Here is a 19,491-nt window from a genome sequence, read left to right on the forward strand (position 1 = left end):
ATCACAGGAGGACTCTCGATGAGGCGACTACGTACTTGGGCCGCGATGGGCACGGTTGCCGGGTTACTCCTGGCCGGCTGCGGAGACGCACCCGAGAGCACCAGCAAAGAGACCGCCGAGTACCCCAGCATCATCGAGCAGAGCGACGACTACGACCCGGACGCCACGTTCACGTTCGGTTACACCGCGTTCCCGCCCAGCTGGGATCCGACAGAGAGCACGAGTTCGGCAGACCGGATCCCGTACTCCATCGTGTATGACGGGCTATTCATCGAGAAGGCGGACGACTCGAGTTTCGTACCCGGTCTGGCCACCGGGTACGAACCCGCTGAGGACGGGAAGTCCGTCACGCTCACGCTGCGTGAAGGCCTGAAGTTCTCCGACGGCACCGAGTTCGATGCCGAGGCAGTCAAGTTCAACCTCGACCGCAACCGTGCTGAAGGCAGTCGTCTCGCCGGCGAGTTGTATCAGGTGGAGTCTGTTGAGGTCGTCGACCCGTTGACCGTAAAGATCAACGTCAGCGGCGGGATCAAGCCCCTGCTAACCAGCCTCATTGGTCGCGCAGGTCTGGTCGTCTCCCCCAAAGCCGTTGCTGACGGCGTCCTCAAGGACAAGCCGGTCGGCATCGGACCTTACGTCTCCACCGATATCGAGCCAGGCGTAGAGGCTACGTTCGAACGCACGCCAGACTACTGGGAGCCAGAGGCGCAGAAGGTGAAGACTCGCGTCCACCGGTTCATTGCCGACGACCAATCCCGGTACAACGCATTGATCTCCGGCGAGATCGACGGCGCCCAGATCAATCCGGACCAACTCAACGCTGCTGAAGACGCGGGTATCCAGACGCTCGCCAAGCCCAGCACCCTATTCCTGAACTTCGGGATGAACATCAGTGTTGAACCGTTCGACAACGTCGAGGTGCGCAAGGCCCTGAACATGGCGATCGACCGCGAAGGCATCGCGAAGGGTCTGTACGACGGCCACTGCACCCCTCAGGTCCAACCGTTCCCCGAGGGCGGCGTGGGCTACAACGAGGAAGTCGGTGACGGCCTCGATGTGTACCCATTCGATCCCGAGCAGGCCAAAGAAATCCTCGCCGAACAGGGTGTAACGGACCTGGAGTTCGACACGGTCGCACCGAACGTCACGATCTACACGAAGTTCGCCGAGATCGTCCAGGAGAACTTCGCGCAGGCGGGCATCACGGTGACCGTCAAGTCGATTCCCAGCCAGCAGTTGGTTCAGGACTACATCATCGACAAGACGGTGTACACGAGCAGTTCGGTCACGACCGGGATCATCGATCCGGACTTCGTTTGGGGCTCGTTCGTATCGCCCACCGCTTCGTCCAACCCCGGTGGGACGACCGACCCGGATATCACCAAGTACGCGACCGAGGGTGCGAACGCCCTTGAGGACGCCGACCGTACGGCGGCCTACGCAAAGATGGTCGACGCCTGGATGGCCAATCCGCCGCACATCATTCCGGTCTGCATGATTCACCTCGCCGCCGGCTACGCGCCCGGCGTAGCAGGTGCCGCGCAGAACCTCAGCGGGATGAACGACCTGCGCTACGTCTCGGTCGCCCCCGAGGAGTGAGCGTAGCGACCCAGAGTCGCGGCGGTGATCCCGCCGGGATGATGGACAGGTTTGAACCGCTCGGTCCGAGGCCCCTAGACTCGGGCGATGAGCGAGATTCAGACGATCGCACAGTTAGAAGAGTTGTATCCACACCAGCCCTCGAAAGGCGCGATCGGTAAAGAGTGTGACCACCTCACCCCGGCCTACCAGGAGTTGATCCAGGCGTCGCCGTTCATGGTGATCGCCACCGCTCGCGAAGGCGCGCTCGACTGCAGTCCCCGTGGCGACGGCGCCGGGTTCGTCGACGTCCGTGACGAGCGCACTCTCGTGATCCCCGACCGCAACGGCAACAACCGGCTCGACACGCTTCGCAACATCGTCCGTGACCCACGCGTGGGACTCATCTTCCTGATTCCGGGCGTGGGCGAATGCATCCGGGTGCGCGGGACCGCCAAGGTGACTGCCGATCCGGATGAACTCGCGACCTATGCGGTCAAAGGTCGGCTGCCCACGAGTCTGCTTCAGGTCGATGTGCAGCGAGTCTTCTTCCAGTGCTCGCGAGCAATCATGCGCTCTAAGCTCTGGGACCCGGAGAGCGTCGTCGACCGCGGGGACCTGCCGAGTTCGGGGCGGCTCCTCGAGGAGGCCAAGACGATCACGCACGAGCAGGCGGAGGCCTACGACAAGACCGCGTACGAACAACTGGCCGCGCACCTGTACTAGCAGCGGTCGCAGCGGGTTCCGTGAGCAAAACGCGAACGCTTTTCGCGCTTTGTGTTCGCAGAACCTCGCTTCGCGCAGTACGCCGCCATCGCGCAGGACCTACTCAGCACCTGCCGCTCTGTATCCCAGCTATTCCTGGGTGTACGCCAGAACGTCACGAGAGTGGGGCGGGCGGGGCTCGAACCCGCGACCGGCAGATTATGAGTCCGCTGCTCTAACCAGCTGAGCTACCGCCCCACGCGGCGGTCACCGCCAGATCATCTTAGTGGTGGCCTAAAAGGCGGCGTACCCCGCCTGCCGAGCAGGATTCGGCAGAAAGTCCGACGCTACCGGCGATGCGCACGCAAACAGCCATCCGGCAGTTGACAGAATCGGCGCATGGCCGACATCGATCTTGACCTCGACTCCGCAACCGCTTGGCTCGCCCCCGATGAACTGCGCAGTGCCCGCGAGCGCCTACCCATCTTGTACGTCGACGTCGTACCGGTGCGCGCCGATGAGCGCGGGCAGATCGAGTCGGTCGGGATCCTGCTTCGGGCCACCACAGATGGGCAAATCACTCGCGAATTGGTGTCGGGTCGAGTGCTCTATCACGAGCGGATCCGGGACGCGCTGATGCGTAACCTCGAGAAGGACCTCGGCGCGCTCGCTCTGCCGGAAATCCCGCCGTCGCCGGTGCCATTCACCGTCGCGGAGTACTTCCCTACCCCGGGCGTCACACCATTCCACGATCCTCGTCAGCACGCGGTCTCGCTAGCGTTCATCGTGCCCGTTCGCGGAGAGTGCGAGCCGCAGCAGGACACCCTTGACTTGACCTGGTTGACGCCCGAGGACGCGCTGGCGGACGGCGTACTAGCCGATATGGACCGAGGCCATGGCGTGCTGTTACGCCAGGCGCTCAGCCATCTCGGTTATGCCCTCTGACCATCCGCCTACTCGACGCCGGCTAACCCGCCCAGTGCCGCCAGATCGACGCCAACAAACACGAGGCGTAGCCGCCAGGTCATCATGCCCATTGCCGCCAGGGCTCAGTGGCACCGACGTTTGGCCTGCACCAGTTCCAGGGTCATAGGCGCCGCAACAGCCAGTAGTCGGCGCCGCCGTTCTCCAGGTATGGCGCGTTGATCAGTTCGCTGATGATCTCGACGCTCTTCTCGGCCGCTAATTCGGCGATCCGGTCTGGATATCCCGCATCCAACGAATGGGTACGGCGTACGCTGAACGCGATATGACCGCCACGCTGCGTCAGCGACAGCAATGCATCGACACCTTCGATGCCGATATGTCCCAGCGTCAAGGTGCCCGAACAGAGCACCAGATCGAACAGCGGACGCTGGTCGGGTTTGGCGTATTCGAGCAGGTCGACATTGCCAAACACTTCGGCGTACGCCCCGGATTCGCGAGCCTTCTGCGCCATGTCTTCGGTCAGGTCGACTCCGGTGATGACCGCACCCGGCCGTCGCTGTTTGAACGCTCGACCGACCAACCCTGTGCCGCACCCGGCGTCGAGGGTGACGGGGGTCGCGTTCGGCTGTGTCACCATCGCGGCGAGACCAGCGACGATCACCGGCGAGGTGAAGCCCTCGGCGGCCATATCGCCGTCGTAATCTGACGCCCAGTCGCGGTAGTAACTGGCGATCTTGTCATGGTCACCGTTCAGTTGCAGTGCACCATCGGCGTGTGCGGACGAGTCACTCATCGTTGACTACCTTCCGGTCGACATCCTTCGATGGTCTCGACCGTACCGTCTCGCGCGGCGCGTTGTTCTGCTGAAGACGCAGGCCTGGAGGCCGCTCATCTGCTATAGATCGATAAATAGCCGGTCACGCTGCGTCTTCAGCAGAAGCCGCGACGAACGAGTGATGCCCTGACCGCGTCTCCGCAGGTCAGGGCATCATTTCTGGCTCCCCCGGCTGGACTCGAACCAGCAACCGTTCGAGTTACAGGCACGCGATTCTGCTAGTTTCCGTTGGACTTCATTTACGCCCTCTGACCTGGGTAAATGTCGGGAGGTACCGTGGTATTGGTTCCTATAGTTGTCATTGGATTCTGTCGTTTTCGTTGGGTTAACGTTGGATCGGCAACCCCCGCGACATCCGACGAAATACTGTCCGTCCACCCTGTCATTCTGTCTGCGTGATGGTGACTGAGAAGCCCCCGCCGACGTGCCACCCAGGTGAGTAATAGGTACTCACCTGAAACGCAAAATCGGCCCCACACCCTCAAGCGAGAGTGTGGGGCCGGTTGGCGCTTGGCGCGGATCTAATCGTCGGTTCCTCTGTAAGTCGCCGGTAAGAACGCCTCGATTATCCCGTGGTTCGTCCGGTAGCCGCCTTTACCGCGGACTAGTAAGCCCCGTCTTACTAGTTCGTTCAAGTCACGAGTGAGCGTCTTATCGCCAGTCTTGGCGTACTCGCGTGCGATTCGCACCGAAACGTCGGGGATTTTCGCCCGAGCGACAGTCTCGCCTGCCGGGAAGTCCAGTACTAGTAGGCGTTGACGTAGTTTAGCGGGCGTCTCTTCGTTGTGGAAGCGGTCATGTACGTAGTTGATCCACGTGATGTGCCGCTGCTGCTCCTTAATTGTCTCGATTTGATCGACCAACTCATCTACGAAACCGCGCAGCGCGTACTGGATGAACCCCTCGATGGGGAACCCCGGCTCGCGTGAGGTGCGGTCAAGTTCGACCAGGTACGCATCTCGTGTGCGGTTGTAGTGGTCCGACAGGAGGTGTGCCGCGGGGACCGGGGCGCCCGCCTCAATCATTAGTTGAAACTCAACCAATCTTGCTGTTCGACCGTTACCATCCCCGAACGGGTGAATCCACGCGATATATAGGTGCGCGAGTATCGATTTCAGGACTGCTAGAGGGAACGCGAGTTCGGGACAATCGCGGGGAGCCTGGAGGCTATTCAGCCAGTCGACGAGTTTCTCGAGGAGCATTTCGCAGTCTGCGGCAGGAGCGCCGCGATACGAGCTGAGGCCGACCGTAACGCTGTGCTTCCTAATCTGGCCGGGGGTCACGTCCGGCTTGAGTGGCAAGCCTTCAAGGATCGATCGGTTGTACTCCTTGATAACGCCGACGCTGATTCCAGCCTTGTCGTCCGCGATTACGCGTTCAACGACTCGGTTGCATACCTCGACAATGTTGTCGATCTCCTTCCCGAGGTACGCCTGCGACTGCGGCAGTGGTAGGTCGCCACCGATCCGCTTTTGGACCTCCTCCTCCGAAAGCGTGTTGCCTTCGATGCTCGCAGTCCCGTGTATCCCTTTGGAGAGGTATACCTCATGCAGGGTCTTCGCCACCGAGGGCGTAAGAGGGACTCCTGCGACGTGCTCACACTTTGACCCAGCCTCACCTAGCAAGAGCCAGGTCTTGTAGTTCAGGCGGTTCAGGTCAAGCTCAAAGGTGAGCCATGGATGTGTTTCAAGGAAGCGATGGGCGGTCACGTTGTCGATTATGGCATACGTTTTTGTCCATGAACGCTGTCCCTTAGATCCGTCCTCGCTCCCGTCCGTCAGATCGCGCTGACTGCTGGTCAGACGAGGTCGCGGGATTACGTCGTCCCCAGCAGGGTACGGAGATGGTCGCGTTCTGCCTCCGCCGCAGCGCGCGCCGTATTCGCAGCATCGAGTTCGGTCGTGAGGTCATGGACCTTGGTTTCCAGCGCCGCAATATGCAGCTCTAGCCGGCCGATGCGGTCACGCAGTGGCTGCAGCATTTCCAGCGCGGCGCCTTGGATCACGCGCGCGGCCTGCGCCGTGTCAAGGCTGGTCGCTGCGGACTCTCGGCGGCGGCCGAAGATCCAGTTCACGAGTGCGACGAGCGCGCCACCGAGCGGCGCCGATATCACGGTGGCCAGCCACGCCGAACTCATTCGGCATCCGCCAGCGCCGTGGTGAGTTGCATCGCGGCCGCGGCACGGACCACGCGCCGCCGGTCCCGCATCGCGGTCACCGACCGCGTGAGAGACCCTAGCGCGACAGCCGAAAACATCGTGATGCTCGCCCACGGCCGGCCATCGAGCGCCGACCACATCACGACGGCGTAGACGCCGAGTTCGACGCCGACGATCATTGCGCCGAGGGCTTCGAGCGCGAGGCCGTGCAGGAGGTGCCGCGCTGGTACGGCGACACCGACGAGTGCGAGCCCTGACCCGACGAGGAGCGCGACCTGCCACACGACCGCGATAACGCCGCTGGTCTCGTCTGTCAGGCTCGCCGCGGCTGCGACGTCTGTCAGGTACAGGACAGCGAGTATCGCGACACCGAGATAGCAGGCGACCGCTACCGGGTGGTGTCGTGACGTGATCGCGAGGGCGCGGGCAGGCATGGGGGTTAGTCGCTTCCGGTGATCTGCTCGGTGTTGGTGGCGGACGGTCCGCCGCCCATCGCGCCGGACCCGACCGACGTCAGCACGGACACGATCGCGGCCGTGGCGGCGATCCCGAGCGCCTCGCCCCAGGTCTGGTCGAGGACGCTGGTGCCGACGACGATGAGTGCGACGAGCGCCTGCGCGAATGTCTTTACGGCGCGTTCGGTGGTTGCTTTCCAGAATGCGGCGGTGGTCATTCGTTGGCCTCCATGATGTCGAGGATTGCGGGCACGAGCCACAGCAGCGCGGATAGCGCCACGGATGCGATGCCCGCCAGGATTAGGACGGGTGCGGGCAGCCTCATTGCTTCAGTCGTTTCGCGAGTTCGTTCGCGACCTGCCCGGCGATCTCATCCGGGATCGCAGCGGCAAGCGCTTTCGCGTCGATGACGTGCGGATCGCGACCGACGAGGGTCGCCACACCCTTACTGATCGACAGCGTGGAGCGGCGCATCTTGTCGAGCACGGTCCGCATCGACTCTGCGCCGCTGCCGCCGTTCACGTTGAATGCCAGTTTGTCGATTTTCTCCAGCCGGTCCTTGATCGCCATAAGCGCGGCGCGCTCGTCTGCCTTCATGTCGTCCTCCTGGATTGCTCCGCCAGCGAGGATCGCGGCGGCCTGTCTGCGTAGCGTCGGCGCGTATGAGCCGATATCGATTTTTTGATTGGTCCACTCCGAGTGCCCGCACGCGTGTGTGAGCGGACTCGTCTTAGTCAGGTAGTGGTACGCGGCGACGATCTTCGGGTACGCGACGCGCTGCGCGTCCGTGAAATCCGTCCCGTCACGGCCGCCGATCGTGCCCTCGCACTCGGTGCCGAACACCGAATCGTTCCCGCTCATGCCGTTGTATCCGCCCGGACCGGCGTGGTTCGCCATTCCCGCAGCGACCACGATCGCGACACCGTTACGGTCCAGGAACACATTGCACAGCGGCCCATCGAGGTCGGGTCGACCGTAGATGCAGATGCCGAGCGAGGGACGCGGCCCGCCGGGGCTCGCGGTCCAGTGCGACACCGACCCGGTTGGATTGAGTCCGGACCAGCCGCGCGTGCCCCAACCGTCCACGACCTCGACCGTGAGCCCGAAGCGACGCAGTGCGTTCGGTATGCCTAGTTGGTACGGCATTACTCGACCCGCCCGTCACTGTCTACATTCCGGCCCTGTCGGGAATCCGCCGCGGTCCGCGCCGGGACCGATCCAAGAATGCGGAATCCGTCGCGGTCGCGCGGGGTCCAGCCGTCTACAACCTTCGCCCGCACGCCGAGCCGCCGCAGCGCATCAGGCAAACCTGGATGATTTGTCATTACTCGACCCGCCCGTCTGGATCGGTAAGGCCCTTCGCTACTGGGTCCTTGTCGGGGTCGTAGGGCTCGATCGCGACGTCGATCGGCGTATTGGCGTAGTCAGCCATGCGGCTGTCACGCTCCACATCCCAGCCCTGCCGGGTATCCATAACCATCACTCCTAGACGTGGATGCGGGGGAACAGCGCGCTACACGAGATCCAGCCCGTGCCGCTTCCCGCGGTTAACTCGATCTGGCCATTCGTGCGGATACGCAGCCCGGTCACGCCGTTCTGCCCGTGCACGGGTACCCACGAGTCCGCGACCTGCAGAGCGCCGATATGGTCGCCAACATTGCCGATCGGGTTAGTCGTGGAGGACGACGCGACGATCATTCCGTCCGTGACCAGGCCCGCCGAGGTCATGCGCCAGCGCAACCCCGGATATGACTGGGAACCAGCGAATGTTCCCCAGGGCGAGTTGTAGGTGACGGTCTTCCAGTCACCGATCATGACCCGCTTGTCGATGATCTGCGTCGCGGTCTGTGTCTGTGTTGACGGCGGCAACACGAACGTCGCCACGAGCAGTTGATAGTTGCCGGTTGGCGATTGTGTGGGCGATGTATCCACGCACTTAGCCGCGATGATGTTCGTCGTCGGGTTCAACTCGATGACGACGTACATCGTGCGGCTAGTCGCCAGACTGTTCGGGGTGAACGTGACAGCGAGCGAGGTCGTGTTCTCGTACATGTGGCCGTCGACCCACGCGCTACCCGCGGACACGTTGATCGTGTTCACCGGCCCGACGCTGACCGCGAGGCCGGACACGACACCGGGCGGAGACCACAGCCGGCCCATGCGCCGCCATTGGGTCTCGGTCGCGTTGTCGCCGTTGCCGTCGTCGAACGGGTAATACAACTCTGCCATGCGGCTACAGTGACCGCGGGCGTGTCAGTTAGGCGGCGCCCTCGATCTGCTGCAGCCGCCGCGACGTCTCACGCTGCCCATTCACCAGCGACACCGACCCGTCCTCACCCACTACCGGTGAGAACACGACACCGCTAGGCGTCGCCTCCCACTGGACCTGTTGCACGCGGTCCACGATTTCCCGCAGGACGATCGGGCGGCCGTCCCATCGCTGCCCGTCGACCACGACCCTGACCTTGTCCCCGAGCGCGTAATGCTCTCCGTAGGTCAATGCGGGCGTGGCCTCGACGCGGATCGTTTCCCGCGCCCCGTTCTTCGCCAGTTCGGCCTTGTTGTCGGCGTGCATCTGCGTCTTATCCGACTCCGACCGCTGGTCACGGAACAACTCGATGTGGCGGTGGTAGCGGAACTCGTCCGCTTTCGCGTCCTGCGCGATGATCCGCGCCGTCAATTCACCCGTGCCGGCCGCGATCACCTGCGTCGCTGTCGGCGCCGACTTCCGCCACGTCAAGTCACTGACCGTTCCCCGCCCAACACTGAACACGGCCCACATCGAGCGGTCCTTTGGCTGGTATACCTCGAATGTAGGGTGGCCGCTCATCTCACGCGTGATGCGGAAACCGACGCCACCCTTCAACGCGGCGCGTTGCAGCGTGTCCAGCAGCCCAGACCAACGCTCACGCATACTGATCGTTGACCCGGCGACCGGGTCCGGCCCCATCTGCAGGTTGCCGTAGGCGCGGCTCCACGTCCCGAGCACCGGATCACCCATGCGGGTGTGGTCCAGCGCGTACCCCATCATCACGGTCGACGCGGTACCGCTGCGGCGGTCGTGTGACTGCGTGGTCTGGATCTCCGGCCACCGCTGCGGGTCCGGGTAGATGACGCGGTCCTGCAAGATCACTTCCTCCGTGACGCCCCACACCTCACACATGAGTTTCCCGGTTGCGTCCGGGCTGATCTCGTAGTCCTCCATCGGGCCGCTCGTGAACACCGTCCCGCCGGCCGTGAACATAAAGATCGCGTCCTCAGTGGGGATGTCCTGCGAGTCGTACAGCGGGAAACGCGTGTGCCACGCGCCCACGTCGCACCACGTCATCGTGCCGCTCGCTGACGCCGGCGTATGCACATGCCGGTTCACGACAGCATCCGCGTCCGCGTCCGAACCGTTGCGGCGCATCCACCACACGCCCAGCGGCTGCGCCAGACGCGGCGCCGGGATCGCCCCGGCCCAGTCGATCCCGCGCGTGACCGTCACGTTCCCGTGAGTGACGTCCTCAGCCATTTACTCGTCCCCCGTACCCGATACCGCTTGCGGGCCGGTGGACCGCCACGACAACCACCGCGTCCGGTACTCCAGCACGATCCGGCTCGTTGGCCCGGTGCCCGACATGGACGCGCCGATCTCCTGACCGTCCGCGGTGATCGGCCACAGCTGCGACGGCCAGATAACGCCGTCCCACACGTCGACGCCGAGCGCGGGGTTGTCGCCGTACCCGCCGACACCGATCGTGGTCGCGAGCGGATCAAAGTCCACGTTGAACCGCGCGCCGGTCGGCATCGCACGCCCGTACCGGAACGAGTCGCCGGTGCTGCTGTAGAACTCCAGTTCGTCGAACGGGCCGTATGCGGTCCATGACGGCCACGACGGCGCGTCCCCGGTAGTGCCTGGAACGAACGATCCGAACGTCGCGTTGGGGTTCAGTTTGATAGGGAAGATCGGGAAGAATTTCCGCTTGGTGTTCTCGCTGAACGTGACGCTCGTCAGGGCGCTGTCGGACCAGAACGGGTCATGCGCGCGGAACCGCAACTCGCCTAGCCACCACGTATCGCCTTCGCGGTCCCTCGACAAGTCGCCTTCCATACCGCCCACGAACGAACACGTGAGGAACCGGTCGAACCCTTCGGACGTGATCCGCAGTAGCCCGGTGCCGCGTTGCGGCGTCAAATGCTGCAACAGCCGCGCCCACTTGTCGAGGTATTCGCCGCGGCTGCGTGCCCGGATCATGACCGCGAGGGTCACGTCCCGCGGTTCGTACCGCCAGCCGCGGAGCCGTTCACCGTGCACGCCGAGGCCCGTGATCGCGTCGAGGGTGTGCGGTGGCGCGTCGAGGCCAGTCGTCCCGTTTTTCAGGACGCGGATGGACCGGGCACTGTCGCCGTGCAGCGTGATCGAATCCCACGTGGTCCCGATCTGGTGTTGCCACTGGATCGTGGTGGTCATCGGTCGCCCCTTGAGTCGAGGTAGTCCATGAGCTCGAGTTCGCGGCGGATCGCTTTAGCGGTCTCGCGCGGGTCCCCGCCCGCTTGGGTGATCGCGAAGTTATAGGTCTTCGTGTCTCCCCCACGGGTCGTCTGCGGCGCCACCACCGTCACGCTCCCGCCCTGCTGCCCCGGATCAGCAAGCACCTTCCCGCTCGCGCGCGCCGCGTAATCGAGGACGTCCATCGACCGCGCCGACATGTCCAGCGGGATGAACGCCTCCTCCACGTCCATGCGGTCACCGCTCACGATCTGGTTCGTGCCGGGCTGCAGCATCCGCGCCCCGGCAGCAAGCGACAGCGACGGGCGTCGCCCACTGACACGGTGCCCATCGACCACGCTCGGCACACCGCCGCCAGCCATGAACCGATAACCACCCTGGTACACGCCGCCGGCGGCAGCGCCACCCCCGCCCAGCAGGCCGGCCCCCAGGCCTTTCACCACGCGGTACTCGGTGACGGTGTAGCTCTTGTCGTTGACCTGTTTCTGGTTCAGCGTTTCCAGGTTCGCTATCACGTTGCCTGCGTTGTCGGTGATCTTGACCGATCCATCGCTCAGCGTGGTCGTGTTCAGGTCGATGTCATCTAGGTTGCTGATGACCGTGCCGCTGTTATCGGTCACAACGACCGTGCCGTCATCCAGCGTCACCGTCTTCAGGTTCAGTTTCGACAGTTTGTTGATGGTCTCCGGGCTGTTGTCGCTGATCGTGATGACGCCGTTCGGCAGCGTCGTCGTTTTCACGCCCACGCCCTCCAGCGAGATCACGGTGGCGGCGCTGTTCGTCGAAATCTTCACGTTCGGGTCCGTCAGGTCAACGATCCCGGCCTTCTCGATCACCGCGTCCAGGTCGGCCTGGGCCACTTCGTCGCCTTCGACCGCGACCAGCACCTGGGTCCCGTCCTCCAACGTCTCCAGTTGCAGGCCGAGCGCGTTAAGTTGCTCCTCGACTTCCGGGAGCAGCGGTGCCTCGACCGTCACCCCGTAGGTGCCGTCACTCAGCAGAGTCGCTTTGCCGTCGATGGCATCGATCGCGCCCTCGACCGACTGCACCCCGGTCAGGGTTAGTTCGGTGACGATTTCTTCGGGCATTCCGCTGTTGATCATGTCGACGACGGACCCGATCCGGGCCTCGGCTTCGGGGCCGTTGTCGGAGATCTTCAGCATTTTCGTGCCGGGGATCTGTTCGACCTCGAACCCTAGGTCTTTGAATTGCTGGACCGTGTCCGCGGTAAGTGCCGTAGTGACGATCGTTTTTTCGTCGGGAGCGTCGATGATGCTGGAGGCGAGCAGGTCGGCTTGCGCTGTCGCGTCGAGTACGCCCGGCATTGTGACGAGCGTGGTCGAGTAGTCGGGGATGCTGATGACCTGGTCCGCGTAGGCCTTCGCTTCGTCCGCGGTCATCCCGAACGAGATGGCTGTGTCGATCAGTGCCGCGCGGGCGTCTTTCTGCGACGCCGTGACTTCCGTGATCGATGACCCGTTAGCCGCCATCGCCGCTGCAGTGTCGTTCGCGCTCTTCGCGATGTCGTCCAGCGCGGCCTGGTTCGCGCGTCCCGCCTCGGTATCGATGTCGAGTGTCGCTCCGTGCTCGGCCAGAGACGCGTTAGCATCGTCCAACGCCGACTGGTACGACCGCTGCGCGGCCGACAAGTCCAGTGCAGCGGCAGCAGCGTCGTCGGCGGCCTTCTGCGCCGCAGCGATCGCTTCCGCTTGCGCGTTGAATGCATCCGCGGCTAGTTGAGCCTCACCAGCGGCGTCGGACGTTGCCCCGGACAGTTCACCTTGCGCATCGGAGAGCGCGTCACTGTGCCCCTTGGTGGCTTCCATCTCGCTGCCCATGCCCGCGAGTTGTTTGATGTTGGCCTCGATCGCCTCGCCCTCATCGGTGAGGACCGAGTGGAAGTTTCCGCCCTTGTCCGCGACAAGCATCGAGTTCTTCGCTTTGTTCGCGGACAGCATCTTGCTTGCGTAGTCGTCGAGTTGTTTCCCGCCCTGCGCGTAGGCAACGATCAGGTCCGACTCGTTCAGGCCAAGTTTGTTGTTCGCCTCGATCAGCGAGTAGGTGGCGTCTTCACGCTTCTTCAGCAACTGCGTCTGCGCGACCTTAGCCACGTTCGCGTCAAGAACGCCGTTGCTCTGGTCCAACGCATCAGCGAGTTCCCGCGCCGCGTCCGCGTTCGCCTGTTGCGCCGCCGCCGCGTCCTGGTTCGACTCCTGGAATAGCGACAGGAGCGTGATCCCCGCAGTCACCGCGAGACCGAGCGGGCCGCCGAACGCTCCCGTGAGGCCACGCATCGCGCCCTTCATGATGCCCGCAGCACGCGTCGTGCCCGTCGCGGCACTCATCACCGACTTCGTGATGCCCTCACCGCCAGCACGCGCGTACCCGTAGGCCTGCATGAACGCCGGGCCAACATCGCGCGCGTTCGTCGCTATGGTCTTGATCCCGGTTGCCGCACCCGTGCCCATCTTCGCGATTGCGTCGCCGCGACGGGACAGCAGTAGCGCAGCTGCGGCGGCTGCCTGCAGCGGCTCGGGTAAGTCGCTGAATAGATCGGCTAGGGTGCCGACGACGCTGATCAACGGCGACGCGGCCTGCAACAGACTCACGAACCCGTTGAGGCCGACAAGGCCCACGGAAGCGGCAGCCGACGCGATCTCGACAAGCCCGTCCACGAGGTCCGGCACAATGTCCGTCAGTCGACGAATAACGTCCTCAGCCTGCCCACCGGTCTGGGTGAAGATCTCCAGCTGCGCGGTCTCGAACGCGGACTGCAGCGACGCGAGCGCACCCGACAGGCCTTTGCTCTTCGCTTCCGCGAGGGCCTGAGCGTTCCCCGCTTTCGTGACTTTGTCCGCGAGTTCGTCGAACCCGTCCGCGCCCTGCCCCGCCATCGCGACCGCGGCACGCATCGCGTCCGTACCGAACGCCGTGCTAGCTGCAGCGTTGAACTGTTCCCGCGTCAGGCGGCCCTGAGCCGACGCGAGTTGCCCTGACAGTTTCTCCATGCCGACGAACTCGCCCGACGCGTCATACGCCGACACGCCTAACTGTTCGAGCGCGGCGGCCTGCTGCTTCGTTGGAGACGCGAGAGCGAGGAGCATCGATTTGAGCGAGGTGCCGGCGTCACTGCCTTTGATGCCGGCCTGGGCCATCGCCGCCAGCGAGGTGACCGTGTCATCGACGCTGATACCGAATGAGTGCGCGACCGAACCGACCTGCGCGAGGCCCTGCCCGAAGTCGCTGATCTCGCCCGTGGCGGCGTTCGCGGCGCCGGCGAGCGTGTTCGCGACCTTGGACGCCTGATCGCCGGACAAGCCGAAAGCGTTCAGGCTGTCGGCCGTTAATTCGGCGGCGGACGCCGCATCTGTTCCGGCGGCGGCAGCGAGTAAGAGCGTGCCCTCGGCGGCGGCCATGCTGTCGCTAGCGGACAGGCCACCTTTCGCGAGAATCTCCATCGCCGTTCCCGCGTCTTTCGCAGACGCGGCAGGTAGGAGCGTGGAGTTGCCGAGCGCCAGGGCCGACTTCGCGGCCTGGTCCATTTCCTTAGCGGTCGCCCCCGACGCCGCCTGAAACTGGTTCATCGACTGCTGGTACTGAGCCCCAGCAGTGAACGTGTCTTTGACGAACCCGACGATCGCGGCAGCGCTGAACGCCTTTGCCAGGCCGGATCGGAGTTTCGAACCCTGTGTTTCCGCGCGTCCGGTGGTCTGCGCGATGGCCTGGTCTGACTGCTGCAGTTTCGTGAGCAGTTCGCCGTTATCAGCGGTCAGAATGTAGGCGAGGGTCCCGACAGTCGCCACAGCGCGGCCGCTCAGTCGTCGAATAACTCCAGGCCCGTGTCGGGATCAGGCTTGTCGTTTGCTTGGATAGTGGGGTTCTCGGTGTCAACCCGCTTGCGTTGATGCTGTTTCGTGGCGCTCGTGGGCGGCAGGTACAGGTACCGGACGCGGAACCACCGCCACGACCGTTTCTGGATCTCGTCAACGAGGTCCAGGCCGTAATGCTGCTGGAAATCGGACTCGACCAGTGGCCACGCCACCAGCAGTTCCGTGTACGGGTTGAACCGCGGCGCGGCTAGCCGATCGAGGTCGACCGAAGGGTCGATCCAGTCAGGCCCGTCAGGATCTAGGAGTTCTCCGTCTGGGCCAATGTTTCCCCCAGGCTCTCAGTGGCCTGTTCCAGCTTCCCTTCCCAATGCATGGCGGCTACCTCACTGCCGTACATGTAGTGGATGAGGAGGGTTTGTTGCAGGTGCCGGATTTGCCGCAGCGTGCAGCCGTTCTCGGCCATCTGGTCGCGGACCTGTTTCGGTATGAGGCCGCGGGAGACGCGTTCTTCGATGTCGGCTTGCAGCAGGGGGTCGTTGACGGCGGACGCGTCACCGGCCTGGATGCGTTTGCGGAGGTCTTCGAGGCGTAGCCGGTGTTCCACGATCCGCATTCCCAGCAGCGCCGGGAGGTCGTCAGCGCTCGACGGGAATCCGTAGGTGTGGCCGTTGAGCGTGAACGCGACCGGTTCGGACTCGTGCTCGGCCATGAAGTCGCGGACTTCGGTGTAGAGCATGGTTGTTTCCTTGTCGGGTAGGAATGGCCCGGTCCGTGTAGGGCGTCGCTGGAACCCAGAAGGGCGGCGCCCTACGCGGACCGGTTCGTCACGGGGTCTCGGGCTCGGTGGCGGGGATCAGGACCATCTCGCCGTCACCCGACAACTCCAGGTTGAACGGGTTCAGGCTGGCCTTATCAGCGCCGCGCGTGCGGAGGTGAACGTTCGCCCAGCCCATGAATCCGGCTCCGGTGACCCGGTTTGTGCGGCGCACGAGGATCTGCGCCTCGTCACCGATCGCGTTGGCCTTCTCCTCCAGGAGCGCCTGAGCAGCGTTGTAGGTGCGGGACCCGTCCGCGGCCTTGGTGAACGTCTTCGTGCCGTCGCAGGCGATCGCCCAAGCGCGGCCAACAATGAACTTCGAGTCCCAGCCTTCACTGTCCATGTCGGTCGCGTCGACTTCGGTGCCGTCGACGGTGAGCGTGTTGGACTGTAGGCCCGGGACGGCCGCCCACACTGGCGTTTCGGCGTCCCCGGTGTTGATCTCTAGTTTGTATTCGCGGGCCAGTTCCTTGCCGGTCTGCTGAGGAAGCGGTGCGGTCATTGGATTCCCAATCTCTAGGCGCTGTAAGTCACTCGGAGGACGAGGGACCACTCGTGTGCGTTGCCGCTTTCGTCGGGGCCTAGCGGTGTCGGCATGTCTGATAGTGGGAGTGCCTGTGTCAACAGGTAGGTGGTCCCGGTGTCGGGGTCGGTGATGGTGGTGTCGGCGCTTCGGGTGTCGTCGCCGAGCGCGCGTAGCAGGTTCTCGGCTAGTGCGCGGCCGGGTTCGGTCAGGTCGCTTTCGGTCCCTGCGTGGCGGACGACGCCGCGAATGTCAGCGGTGACGACGGTGTCGAGGGACGCGGGTTGGCCGGTCGGCTCGAGCCACCACGTGACACAGTCGACCGGCGCGTGGGGTTGGCGGCCCCAAAATGATTGGATGCCGGGTTGGCCGGCGTCAGTGACGAGGCCGGTCTGTGTGGCGTGCTGCGTCCACGCTCGGAGGAAACTCACGCCCGCAGGGTGCGCTGCTGCGTGTCACCTGACGGCTTTGCGGACCTCGGCGGCGATGATGTCCCGGTATTTCGCTTCGTTCTCTTCCGCGGTCAGCGCGAGCCACTTGTACCGTCCGGCGCCCTGGTACGTGAGCCCTGGTTTTTCGTGGACTATCAGGGCATACGGGGTGTTGTACGAGACAGTGGCTTGGACGTGGCGCGAGTTGGTGCCCGCGAACGTCACGGCGGCACTGTTCCGGAGGGTGCCGGTGTCGAGGGGGCAGGTCGCGCCAGCGTCACGCCGCAGCATCTGCCCGGCGACCTTCACACCCGCGTTCAGGCCGCCCTGCGCTTTGCCGCGGTAGTCGCCGTACTTCCGCCCGCTGATGCGCGTGTACGTCGCCATCTAAGTAACTTTCACTTCGTGGTGGTACACGGTGCCGTCGATCATGACGAGTTCGTCGACCGCGACCACGGTGTGCGTCTCGCCGCGGTACGTGACCGTGTCGTCGAGGCCGGGGGCTGGCGACGCTGGCCAGAACAACAGGCCGCTGTAGGTGCGGGTTCGGCCGTCCTTCCCCACGACGGAACCGGTTTTACGTTCGTACCGGACGCGGACAGTGTCGGCGGGTCCGTACACCGGGCCGCCGCCGCCCATACCTGTCAGCGCGCGGTGCTCGACCTTGTGCGGGCGTAGGAACATCGGGATACCCATTAGTAGGCCCTCGCTCGCGCGACGTTCAGTACGCCAGCGCTGCGCAGAAACGCCCACACGCTCGACGACAACGGGACTGCGCCGCTCTCGCTCGCGTTGCCGCTGCTAATGCTGACGTGCCCGATAGAGATCGAATCGGAGGAGCTGCCTCCGGTGTCCGCTTGCCACTCGATCCAAGCGACTAGCGCGTCTTCGAGGAACATGATCTGTCGCTCGGTCGGGTCGGTGGGGATCGTCGCTATAGCAGCGAACGCGCGTAATGCCCGTCCGAGCGACCATTCGATGTCGTCGGGGCGTTTATCCGGCGCGATGAGGCCGCTGATCGTGGTCGGGCGTACCCATTCTGGTAGCGGCATGTCGTCACCTTCTGCTATGGCGTGTCTGTGAGGACGCGGAGAATGTCGGCTAGGGATTGACCGACGGGTCCAGGGATTGCTTCCACGGTGGGGATTGCGTCCGCCAAGTTCGCTAGTTGCGCGGCGCGTTCGGCCGCGCGTTCTTCGTCCTGGGCGCGGCGCGTGGCGTCGATGACACGGACAGGCCACTCCCCCACGCGGACACCGCTGCTCATGATCGCGACGCTGGAGCGTTGTGGTAGCCAGTCGGCAGTGACGTCCGCAGGCACGTGGACGGTGGTTGTGCCGTCCGGGTTGCTGGTGCAGTCGAGTGCGTCGGTGGTGCCCGCGACGACGGCGATCGTGCCGCCGGTGGTGGTCGCGGGCACCGTGACGTCGGTGGTGACGCCGGCGTCGATCACGGCCTCGTTGTCATTCACCGGCGGGTTCCTCGCTGGTCTCGCTGGCTGCGGGCTTGGCGCGTGGCTCGCGGGGTTTGCGCGGCTTGCGCGGGGCGCGGCGTGGTTTCGGTTCGTCGACGCGTCGCCATCCGTGGCGGGTCATGTCGGCGTCGCTGTCAACGTTGGCGCCTGACAGCGTGATCCATCGCGCCATTACTGTGCCTTCTTCGGGCCGCGGCGAGCAGTAGCCTTCTTCGGCGGGATCACGTCGTCCACGATGTCGGCATCGACAGCGTCATCCTTGTTCGAGTCGTTCTCGACCGGGACAGCGTCAACAACCGCCGACGCTGCCGCTTCTTCACGCATACGTCGCGTGCCTAGTCCCATAACGAGTTCCCTCCAGATAGTTATGGACCTGCCCGTGGGCAGCACCCCGACAGTGCCGCCCACGGGCAGGAGAATCAGCCCTCGGGCTCTGGCTCCGGCTCCGCGTCGGCGCCGAACTTCACGATGCCATCCGGACGCTGCGCGAACGTCGCGTAATGCACGTCCGCAGTCAACAGAGTCGACTTGTTGCGGGTATCGCGCTCGGTCTCAAGCATGATGTTCCGCTTCATCGCGAGCGTCATCGCGTCCTTCTCCAGCAGCAGCGCGCCAGCCTTCGCCTTCGACGTCACCACCACGGGAATGTTCCAGATGAAACCGACCGTGCCGCGGAGCAGCGTGGAACCCTGACCGGACTTCGACGCGTCCGTGAACCGGTCGTCGCGGCGGATGTTCTGGAACGCGGCGTTGCTGATGAACCACGCCGCGAACATGTCGTCCTCGGGCTCGTCGTACAGGTCCAATGCGCCCAGCGCGGCGTCGATCGACCACGGGTCCGTGATCGACTTACCGGCGGCGGTGCGTGCAGTGGTAGCGACGTCGCTGTCCATCTTGAACCGGCACGCGTCCGCGATCTGGGACGCGGCCTGTTGCTGCGGGTTGCCCATCGCGCGCAGGATCGACTCATCCGACAGGATGGCGCCCTTGCCGACCTTCGCGATCGTGACGGACGAGGTCCCGGTGTCCAACTTCTCGATGGGGATGTCGCCGTACTCTGCGACGGTCTCAGCGTCGCCGATGCGGTTCCACTGCCCGTAGTTGATGGTCTCGCCGGGCTGGCCGACGAGCGTGTCGTCGACGGTCACGTAGGGCATGAACTTGACCTTGGCGCGGATCGCGGCCTCGATCACCGGAGCGTAAACCTCGGGGACGATCAGGTCAGTGGCGGTAGTTGCGCCAGTGGGTGCAGCCATGAGCAGTACT

The 19,491-nt window shown here is 64.3% G+C and carries 25 protein-coding genes and 1 tRNA gene; 3 read left to right on the forward strand and 23 right to left on the reverse strand.

Annotation, left to right across the window (positions count from 1 at the left end; translation table 11 throughout):
* Nucleotides 1-18 precede the first annotated feature (18 nt).
* On the forward strand, nt 19-1,599 hold the full coding sequence (locus E1H16_RS13920; RefSeq protein WP_134324520.1) for an ABC transporter substrate-binding protein: 1,581 nt from the start codon (nt 19-21) through the stop codon (nt 1,597-1,599).
* 87 nt (nt 1,600-1,686) lie between these two features.
* A complete protein-coding gene (locus E1H16_RS13925; protein ID WP_134324521.1) occupies nt 1,687-2,304 on the forward strand; it encodes an MSMEG_1061 family FMN-dependent PPOX-type flavoprotein in 618 nt (205 codons plus the stop codon).
* 163 nt (nt 2,305-2,467) lie between these two features.
* On the opposite strand, the gene E1H16_RS13930 is transcribed toward E1H16_RS13925, so the two are convergent.
* Nucleotides 2,468-2,541 (reverse strand) — tRNA-Ile (locus tag E1H16_RS13930).
* 141 nt (nt 2,542-2,682) lie between these two features.
* Between E1H16_RS13930 and E1H16_RS13935 the strand changes: the two genes are divergently transcribed.
* The gene (locus E1H16_RS13935) at nt 2,683-3,228 is read left to right on the forward strand and encodes an NUDIX hydrolase family protein (RefSeq protein ID WP_134324522.1); all 546 of its coding nucleotides are present in this window, start codon (nt 2,683-2,685) and stop codon (nt 3,226-3,228) included.
* 142 nt (nt 3,229-3,370) lie between these two features.
* Here the strand turns inward: E1H16_RS13935 and E1H16_RS13940 are convergent, their stop codons facing one another.
* From E1H16_RS13940 to E1H16_RS14035, 22 genes are all read right to left on the reverse strand, one after another.
* Nucleotides 3,371-4,003: a class I SAM-dependent DNA methyltransferase gene (locus tag E1H16_RS13940; protein WP_134324523.1), complete on the reverse strand. Its 633-nt coding sequence runs from the start codon at nt 4,001-4,003 to the stop codon at nt 3,371-3,373.
* A 563-nt stretch (nt 4,004-4,566) separates the two neighbouring features.
* Nucleotides 4,567-5,754 carry a Fic family protein gene (locus tag E1H16_RS13945; RefSeq protein WP_166741780.1) on the reverse strand — a complete coding sequence of 396 codons (1,188 nt, stop codon included), beginning with the start codon at nt 5,752-5,754 and terminating at the stop codon, nt 4,567-4,569.
* Nucleotides 5,755-5,861: 107 nt separating this feature from the next.
* Nucleotides 5,862-6,182, reverse strand: coding sequence for a hypothetical protein (locus E1H16_RS13950; protein WP_134324525.1), 321 nt, complete (start codon nt 6,180-6,182; stop codon nt 5,862-5,864).
* Nucleotides 6,179-6,637, reverse strand: coding sequence for a hypothetical protein (locus E1H16_RS13955; RefSeq protein WP_134324526.1), 459 nt, complete (start codon nt 6,635-6,637; stop codon nt 6,179-6,181). The genes E1H16_RS13950 and E1H16_RS13955 overlap by 4 nt, the downstream gene beginning before the upstream one ends.
* Nucleotides 6,638-6,642: 5 nt before the next feature.
* On the reverse strand, nt 6,643-6,876 hold the full coding sequence (locus E1H16_RS13960; protein WP_134324527.1) for a holin: 234 nt from the start codon (nt 6,874-6,876) through the stop codon (nt 6,643-6,645).
* Nucleotides 6,877-6,979: 103 nt separating this feature from the next.
* Complete coding sequence (locus E1H16_RS13965) at nt 6,980-7,804, reverse strand: peptidoglycan recognition protein family protein (RefSeq protein WP_134324528.1); 825 nt, start codon at nt 7,802-7,804, stop codon at nt 6,980-6,982.
* Nucleotides 7,805-7,982: 178 nt separating this feature from the next.
* Nucleotides 7,983-8,132 (reverse strand): hypothetical protein, encoded by a 150-nt coding sequence (locus tag E1H16_RS18455; RefSeq protein WP_166741781.1) that lies wholly within the window; start codon nt 8,130-8,132, stop codon nt 7,983-7,985.
* 11 nt (nt 8,133-8,143) lie between these two features.
* Nucleotides 8,144-8,887, reverse strand: coding sequence for a hypothetical protein (locus tag E1H16_RS13970; RefSeq protein WP_134324529.1), 744 nt, complete (start codon nt 8,885-8,887; stop codon nt 8,144-8,146).
* 28 nt (nt 8,888-8,915) lie between these two features.
* On the reverse strand, nt 8,916-10,172 hold the full coding sequence (locus E1H16_RS13975; RefSeq protein WP_134324530.1) for a Gp37-like protein: 1,257 nt from the start codon (nt 10,170-10,172) through the stop codon (nt 8,916-8,918).
* Nucleotides 10,173-11,111: a phage tail family protein gene (locus E1H16_RS13980; protein ID WP_134324531.1), complete on the reverse strand. Its 939-nt coding sequence runs from the start codon at nt 11,109-11,111 to the stop codon at nt 10,173-10,175. It abuts the gene before it with no gap.
* On the reverse strand, nt 11,108-14,953 hold the full coding sequence (locus E1H16_RS13985) for a phage tail tape measure protein (protein ID WP_134324532.1): 3,846 nt from the start codon (nt 14,951-14,953) through the stop codon (nt 11,108-11,110). Before E1H16_RS13985 ends, E1H16_RS13980 begins: the two co-directional genes overlap by 4 nt.
* Nucleotides 14,954-14,964: 11 nt before the next feature.
* Nucleotides 14,965-15,192, reverse strand: coding sequence for a hypothetical protein (locus tag E1H16_RS13990; protein WP_134324533.1), 228 nt, complete (start codon nt 15,190-15,192; stop codon nt 14,965-14,967).
* 86 nt (nt 15,193-15,278) lie between these two features.
* Nucleotides 15,279-15,716, reverse strand: coding sequence for a DUF7426 family protein (locus tag E1H16_RS13995; protein ID WP_134324534.1), 438 nt, complete (start codon nt 15,714-15,716; stop codon nt 15,279-15,281).
* 88 nt (nt 15,717-15,804) lie between these two features.
* Complete coding sequence (locus tag E1H16_RS14000; RefSeq protein WP_134324535.1) at nt 15,805-16,299, reverse strand: phage tail tube protein; 495 nt, start codon at nt 16,297-16,299, stop codon at nt 15,805-15,807.
* Nucleotides 16,300-16,313: 14 nt separating this feature from the next.
* Nucleotides 16,314-16,751 (reverse strand): heavy-metal-associated domain-containing protein, encoded by a 438-nt coding sequence (locus E1H16_RS14005; RefSeq protein WP_134324536.1) that lies wholly within the window; start codon nt 16,749-16,751, stop codon nt 16,314-16,316.
* A 24-nt stretch (nt 16,752-16,775) separates the two neighbouring features.
* Nucleotides 16,776-17,138 carry an HK97 gp10 family phage protein gene (locus E1H16_RS14010; RefSeq protein WP_134324537.1) on the reverse strand — a complete coding sequence of 121 codons (363 nt, stop codon included), beginning with the start codon at nt 17,136-17,138 and terminating at the stop codon, nt 16,776-16,778.
* Nucleotides 17,139-17,447 carry a hypothetical protein gene (locus tag E1H16_RS14015; RefSeq protein WP_134324538.1) on the reverse strand — a complete coding sequence of 103 codons (309 nt, stop codon included), beginning with the start codon at nt 17,445-17,447 and terminating at the stop codon, nt 17,139-17,141.
* Nucleotides 17,447-17,803 (reverse strand): hypothetical protein, encoded by a 357-nt coding sequence (locus E1H16_RS14020; RefSeq protein WP_134324539.1) that lies wholly within the window; start codon nt 17,801-17,803, stop codon nt 17,447-17,449. The genes E1H16_RS14015 and E1H16_RS14020 overlap by 1 nt, the downstream gene beginning before the upstream one ends.
* Nucleotides 17,804-17,817: 14 nt before the next feature.
* Nucleotides 17,818-18,222, reverse strand: a complete 405-nt coding sequence (locus E1H16_RS14025; protein WP_134324540.1) for a hypothetical protein — start codon at nt 18,220-18,222, stop codon at nt 17,818-17,820.
* Nucleotides 18,215-18,397, reverse strand: a complete 183-nt coding sequence (locus E1H16_RS14030) for a hypothetical protein (RefSeq protein ID WP_134324541.1) — start codon at nt 18,395-18,397, stop codon at nt 18,215-18,217. The genes E1H16_RS14025 and E1H16_RS14030 overlap by 8 nt, the downstream gene beginning before the upstream one ends.
* Entirely contained in the window at nt 18,397-18,570 is a 174-nt protein-coding gene (locus E1H16_RS18460; protein WP_166741782.1) for a hypothetical protein, read from the reverse strand. Before E1H16_RS18460 ends, E1H16_RS14030 begins: the two co-directional genes overlap by 1 nt.
* Nucleotides 18,571-18,644: 74 nt before the next feature.
* On the reverse strand, nt 18,645-19,481 hold the full coding sequence (locus E1H16_RS14035) for a N4-gp56 family major capsid protein (protein ID WP_134324542.1): 837 nt from the start codon (nt 19,479-19,481) through the stop codon (nt 18,645-18,647).
* Nucleotides 19,482-19,491 lie beyond the last annotated feature (10 nt).

Source organism: Cumulibacter soli (genome assembly GCF_004382795.1).
Classification (GTDB): Bacteria; Actinomycetota; Actinomycetes; order Mycobacteriales; family Antricoccaceae; genus Cumulibacter; species Cumulibacter soli.

Coding starts and splice junctions, on each gene's coding strand:
- E1H16_RS13920 (WP_134324520.1), top strand. CDS start 19: ATGAGGCGACTACGTACTTGGGCCGCGATGGGCACGGTTGCCGGGTTA.
- E1H16_RS13925 (WP_134324521.1), top strand. CDS start 1,687: ATGAGCGAGATTCAGACGATCGCACAGTTAGAAGAGTTGTATCCACAC.
- E1H16_RS13935 (WP_134324522.1), top strand. CDS start 2,683: ATGGCCGACATCGATCTTGACCTCGACTCCGCAACCGCTTGGCTCGCC.
- E1H16_RS13940 (WP_134324523.1), bottom strand. CDS start 4,003: ATGAGTGACTCGTCCGCACACGCCGATGGTGCACTGCAACTGAACGGT.
- E1H16_RS13950 (WP_134324525.1), bottom strand. CDS start 6,182: ATGAGTTCGGCGTGGCTGGCCACCGTGATATCGGCGCCGCTCGGTGGC.
- E1H16_RS13955 (WP_134324526.1), bottom strand. CDS start 6,637: ATGCCTGCCCGCGCCCTCGCGATCACGTCACGACACCACCCGGTAGCG.
- E1H16_RS13960 (WP_134324527.1), bottom strand. CDS start 6,876: ATGACCACCGCCGCATTCTGGAAAGCAACCACCGAACGCGCCGTAAAG.
- E1H16_RS13965 (WP_134324528.1), bottom strand. CDS start 7,804: ATGCCGTACCAACTAGGCATACCGAACGCACTGCGTCGCTTCGGGCTC.
- E1H16_RS18455 (WP_166741781.1), bottom strand. CDS start 8,132: ATGGATACCCGGCAGGGCTGGGATGTGGAGCGTGACAGCCGCATGGCT.
- E1H16_RS13970 (WP_134324529.1), bottom strand. CDS start 8,887: ATGGCAGAGTTGTATTACCCGTTCGACGACGGCAACGGCGACAACGCG.
- E1H16_RS13975 (WP_134324530.1), bottom strand. CDS start 10,172: ATGGCTGAGGACGTCACTCACGGGAACGTGACGGTCACGCGCGGGATC.
- E1H16_RS13980 (WP_134324531.1), bottom strand. CDS start 11,111: ATGACCACCACGATCCAGTGGCAACACCAGATCGGGACCACGTGGGAT.
- E1H16_RS13995 (WP_134324534.1), bottom strand. CDS start 15,716: ATGCTCTACACCGAAGTCCGCGACTTCATGGCCGAGCACGAGTCCGAA.
- E1H16_RS14000 (WP_134324535.1), bottom strand. CDS start 16,299: ATGACCGCACCGCTTCCTCAGCAGACCGGCAAGGAACTGGCCCGCGAA.
- E1H16_RS14010 (WP_134324537.1), bottom strand. CDS start 17,138: ATGGCGACGTACACGCGCATCAGCGGGCGGAAGTACGGCGACTACCGC.
- E1H16_RS14015 (WP_134324538.1), bottom strand. CDS start 17,447: ATGGGTATCCCGATGTTCCTACGCCCGCACAAGGTCGAGCACCGCGCG.
- E1H16_RS14020 (WP_134324539.1), bottom strand. CDS start 17,803: ATGCCGCTACCAGAATGGGTACGCCCGACCACGATCAGCGGCCTCATC.
- E1H16_RS14030 (WP_134324541.1), bottom strand. CDS start 18,397: ATGGCGCGATGGATCACGCTGTCAGGCGCCAACGTTGACAGCGACGCC.
- E1H16_RS18460 (WP_166741782.1), bottom strand. CDS start 18,570: ATGGGACTAGGCACGCGACGTATGCGTGAAGAAGCGGCAGCGTCGGCG.
- E1H16_RS14035 (WP_134324542.1), bottom strand. CDS start 19,481: ATGGCTGCACCCACTGGCGCAACTACCGCCACTGACCTGATCGTCCCC.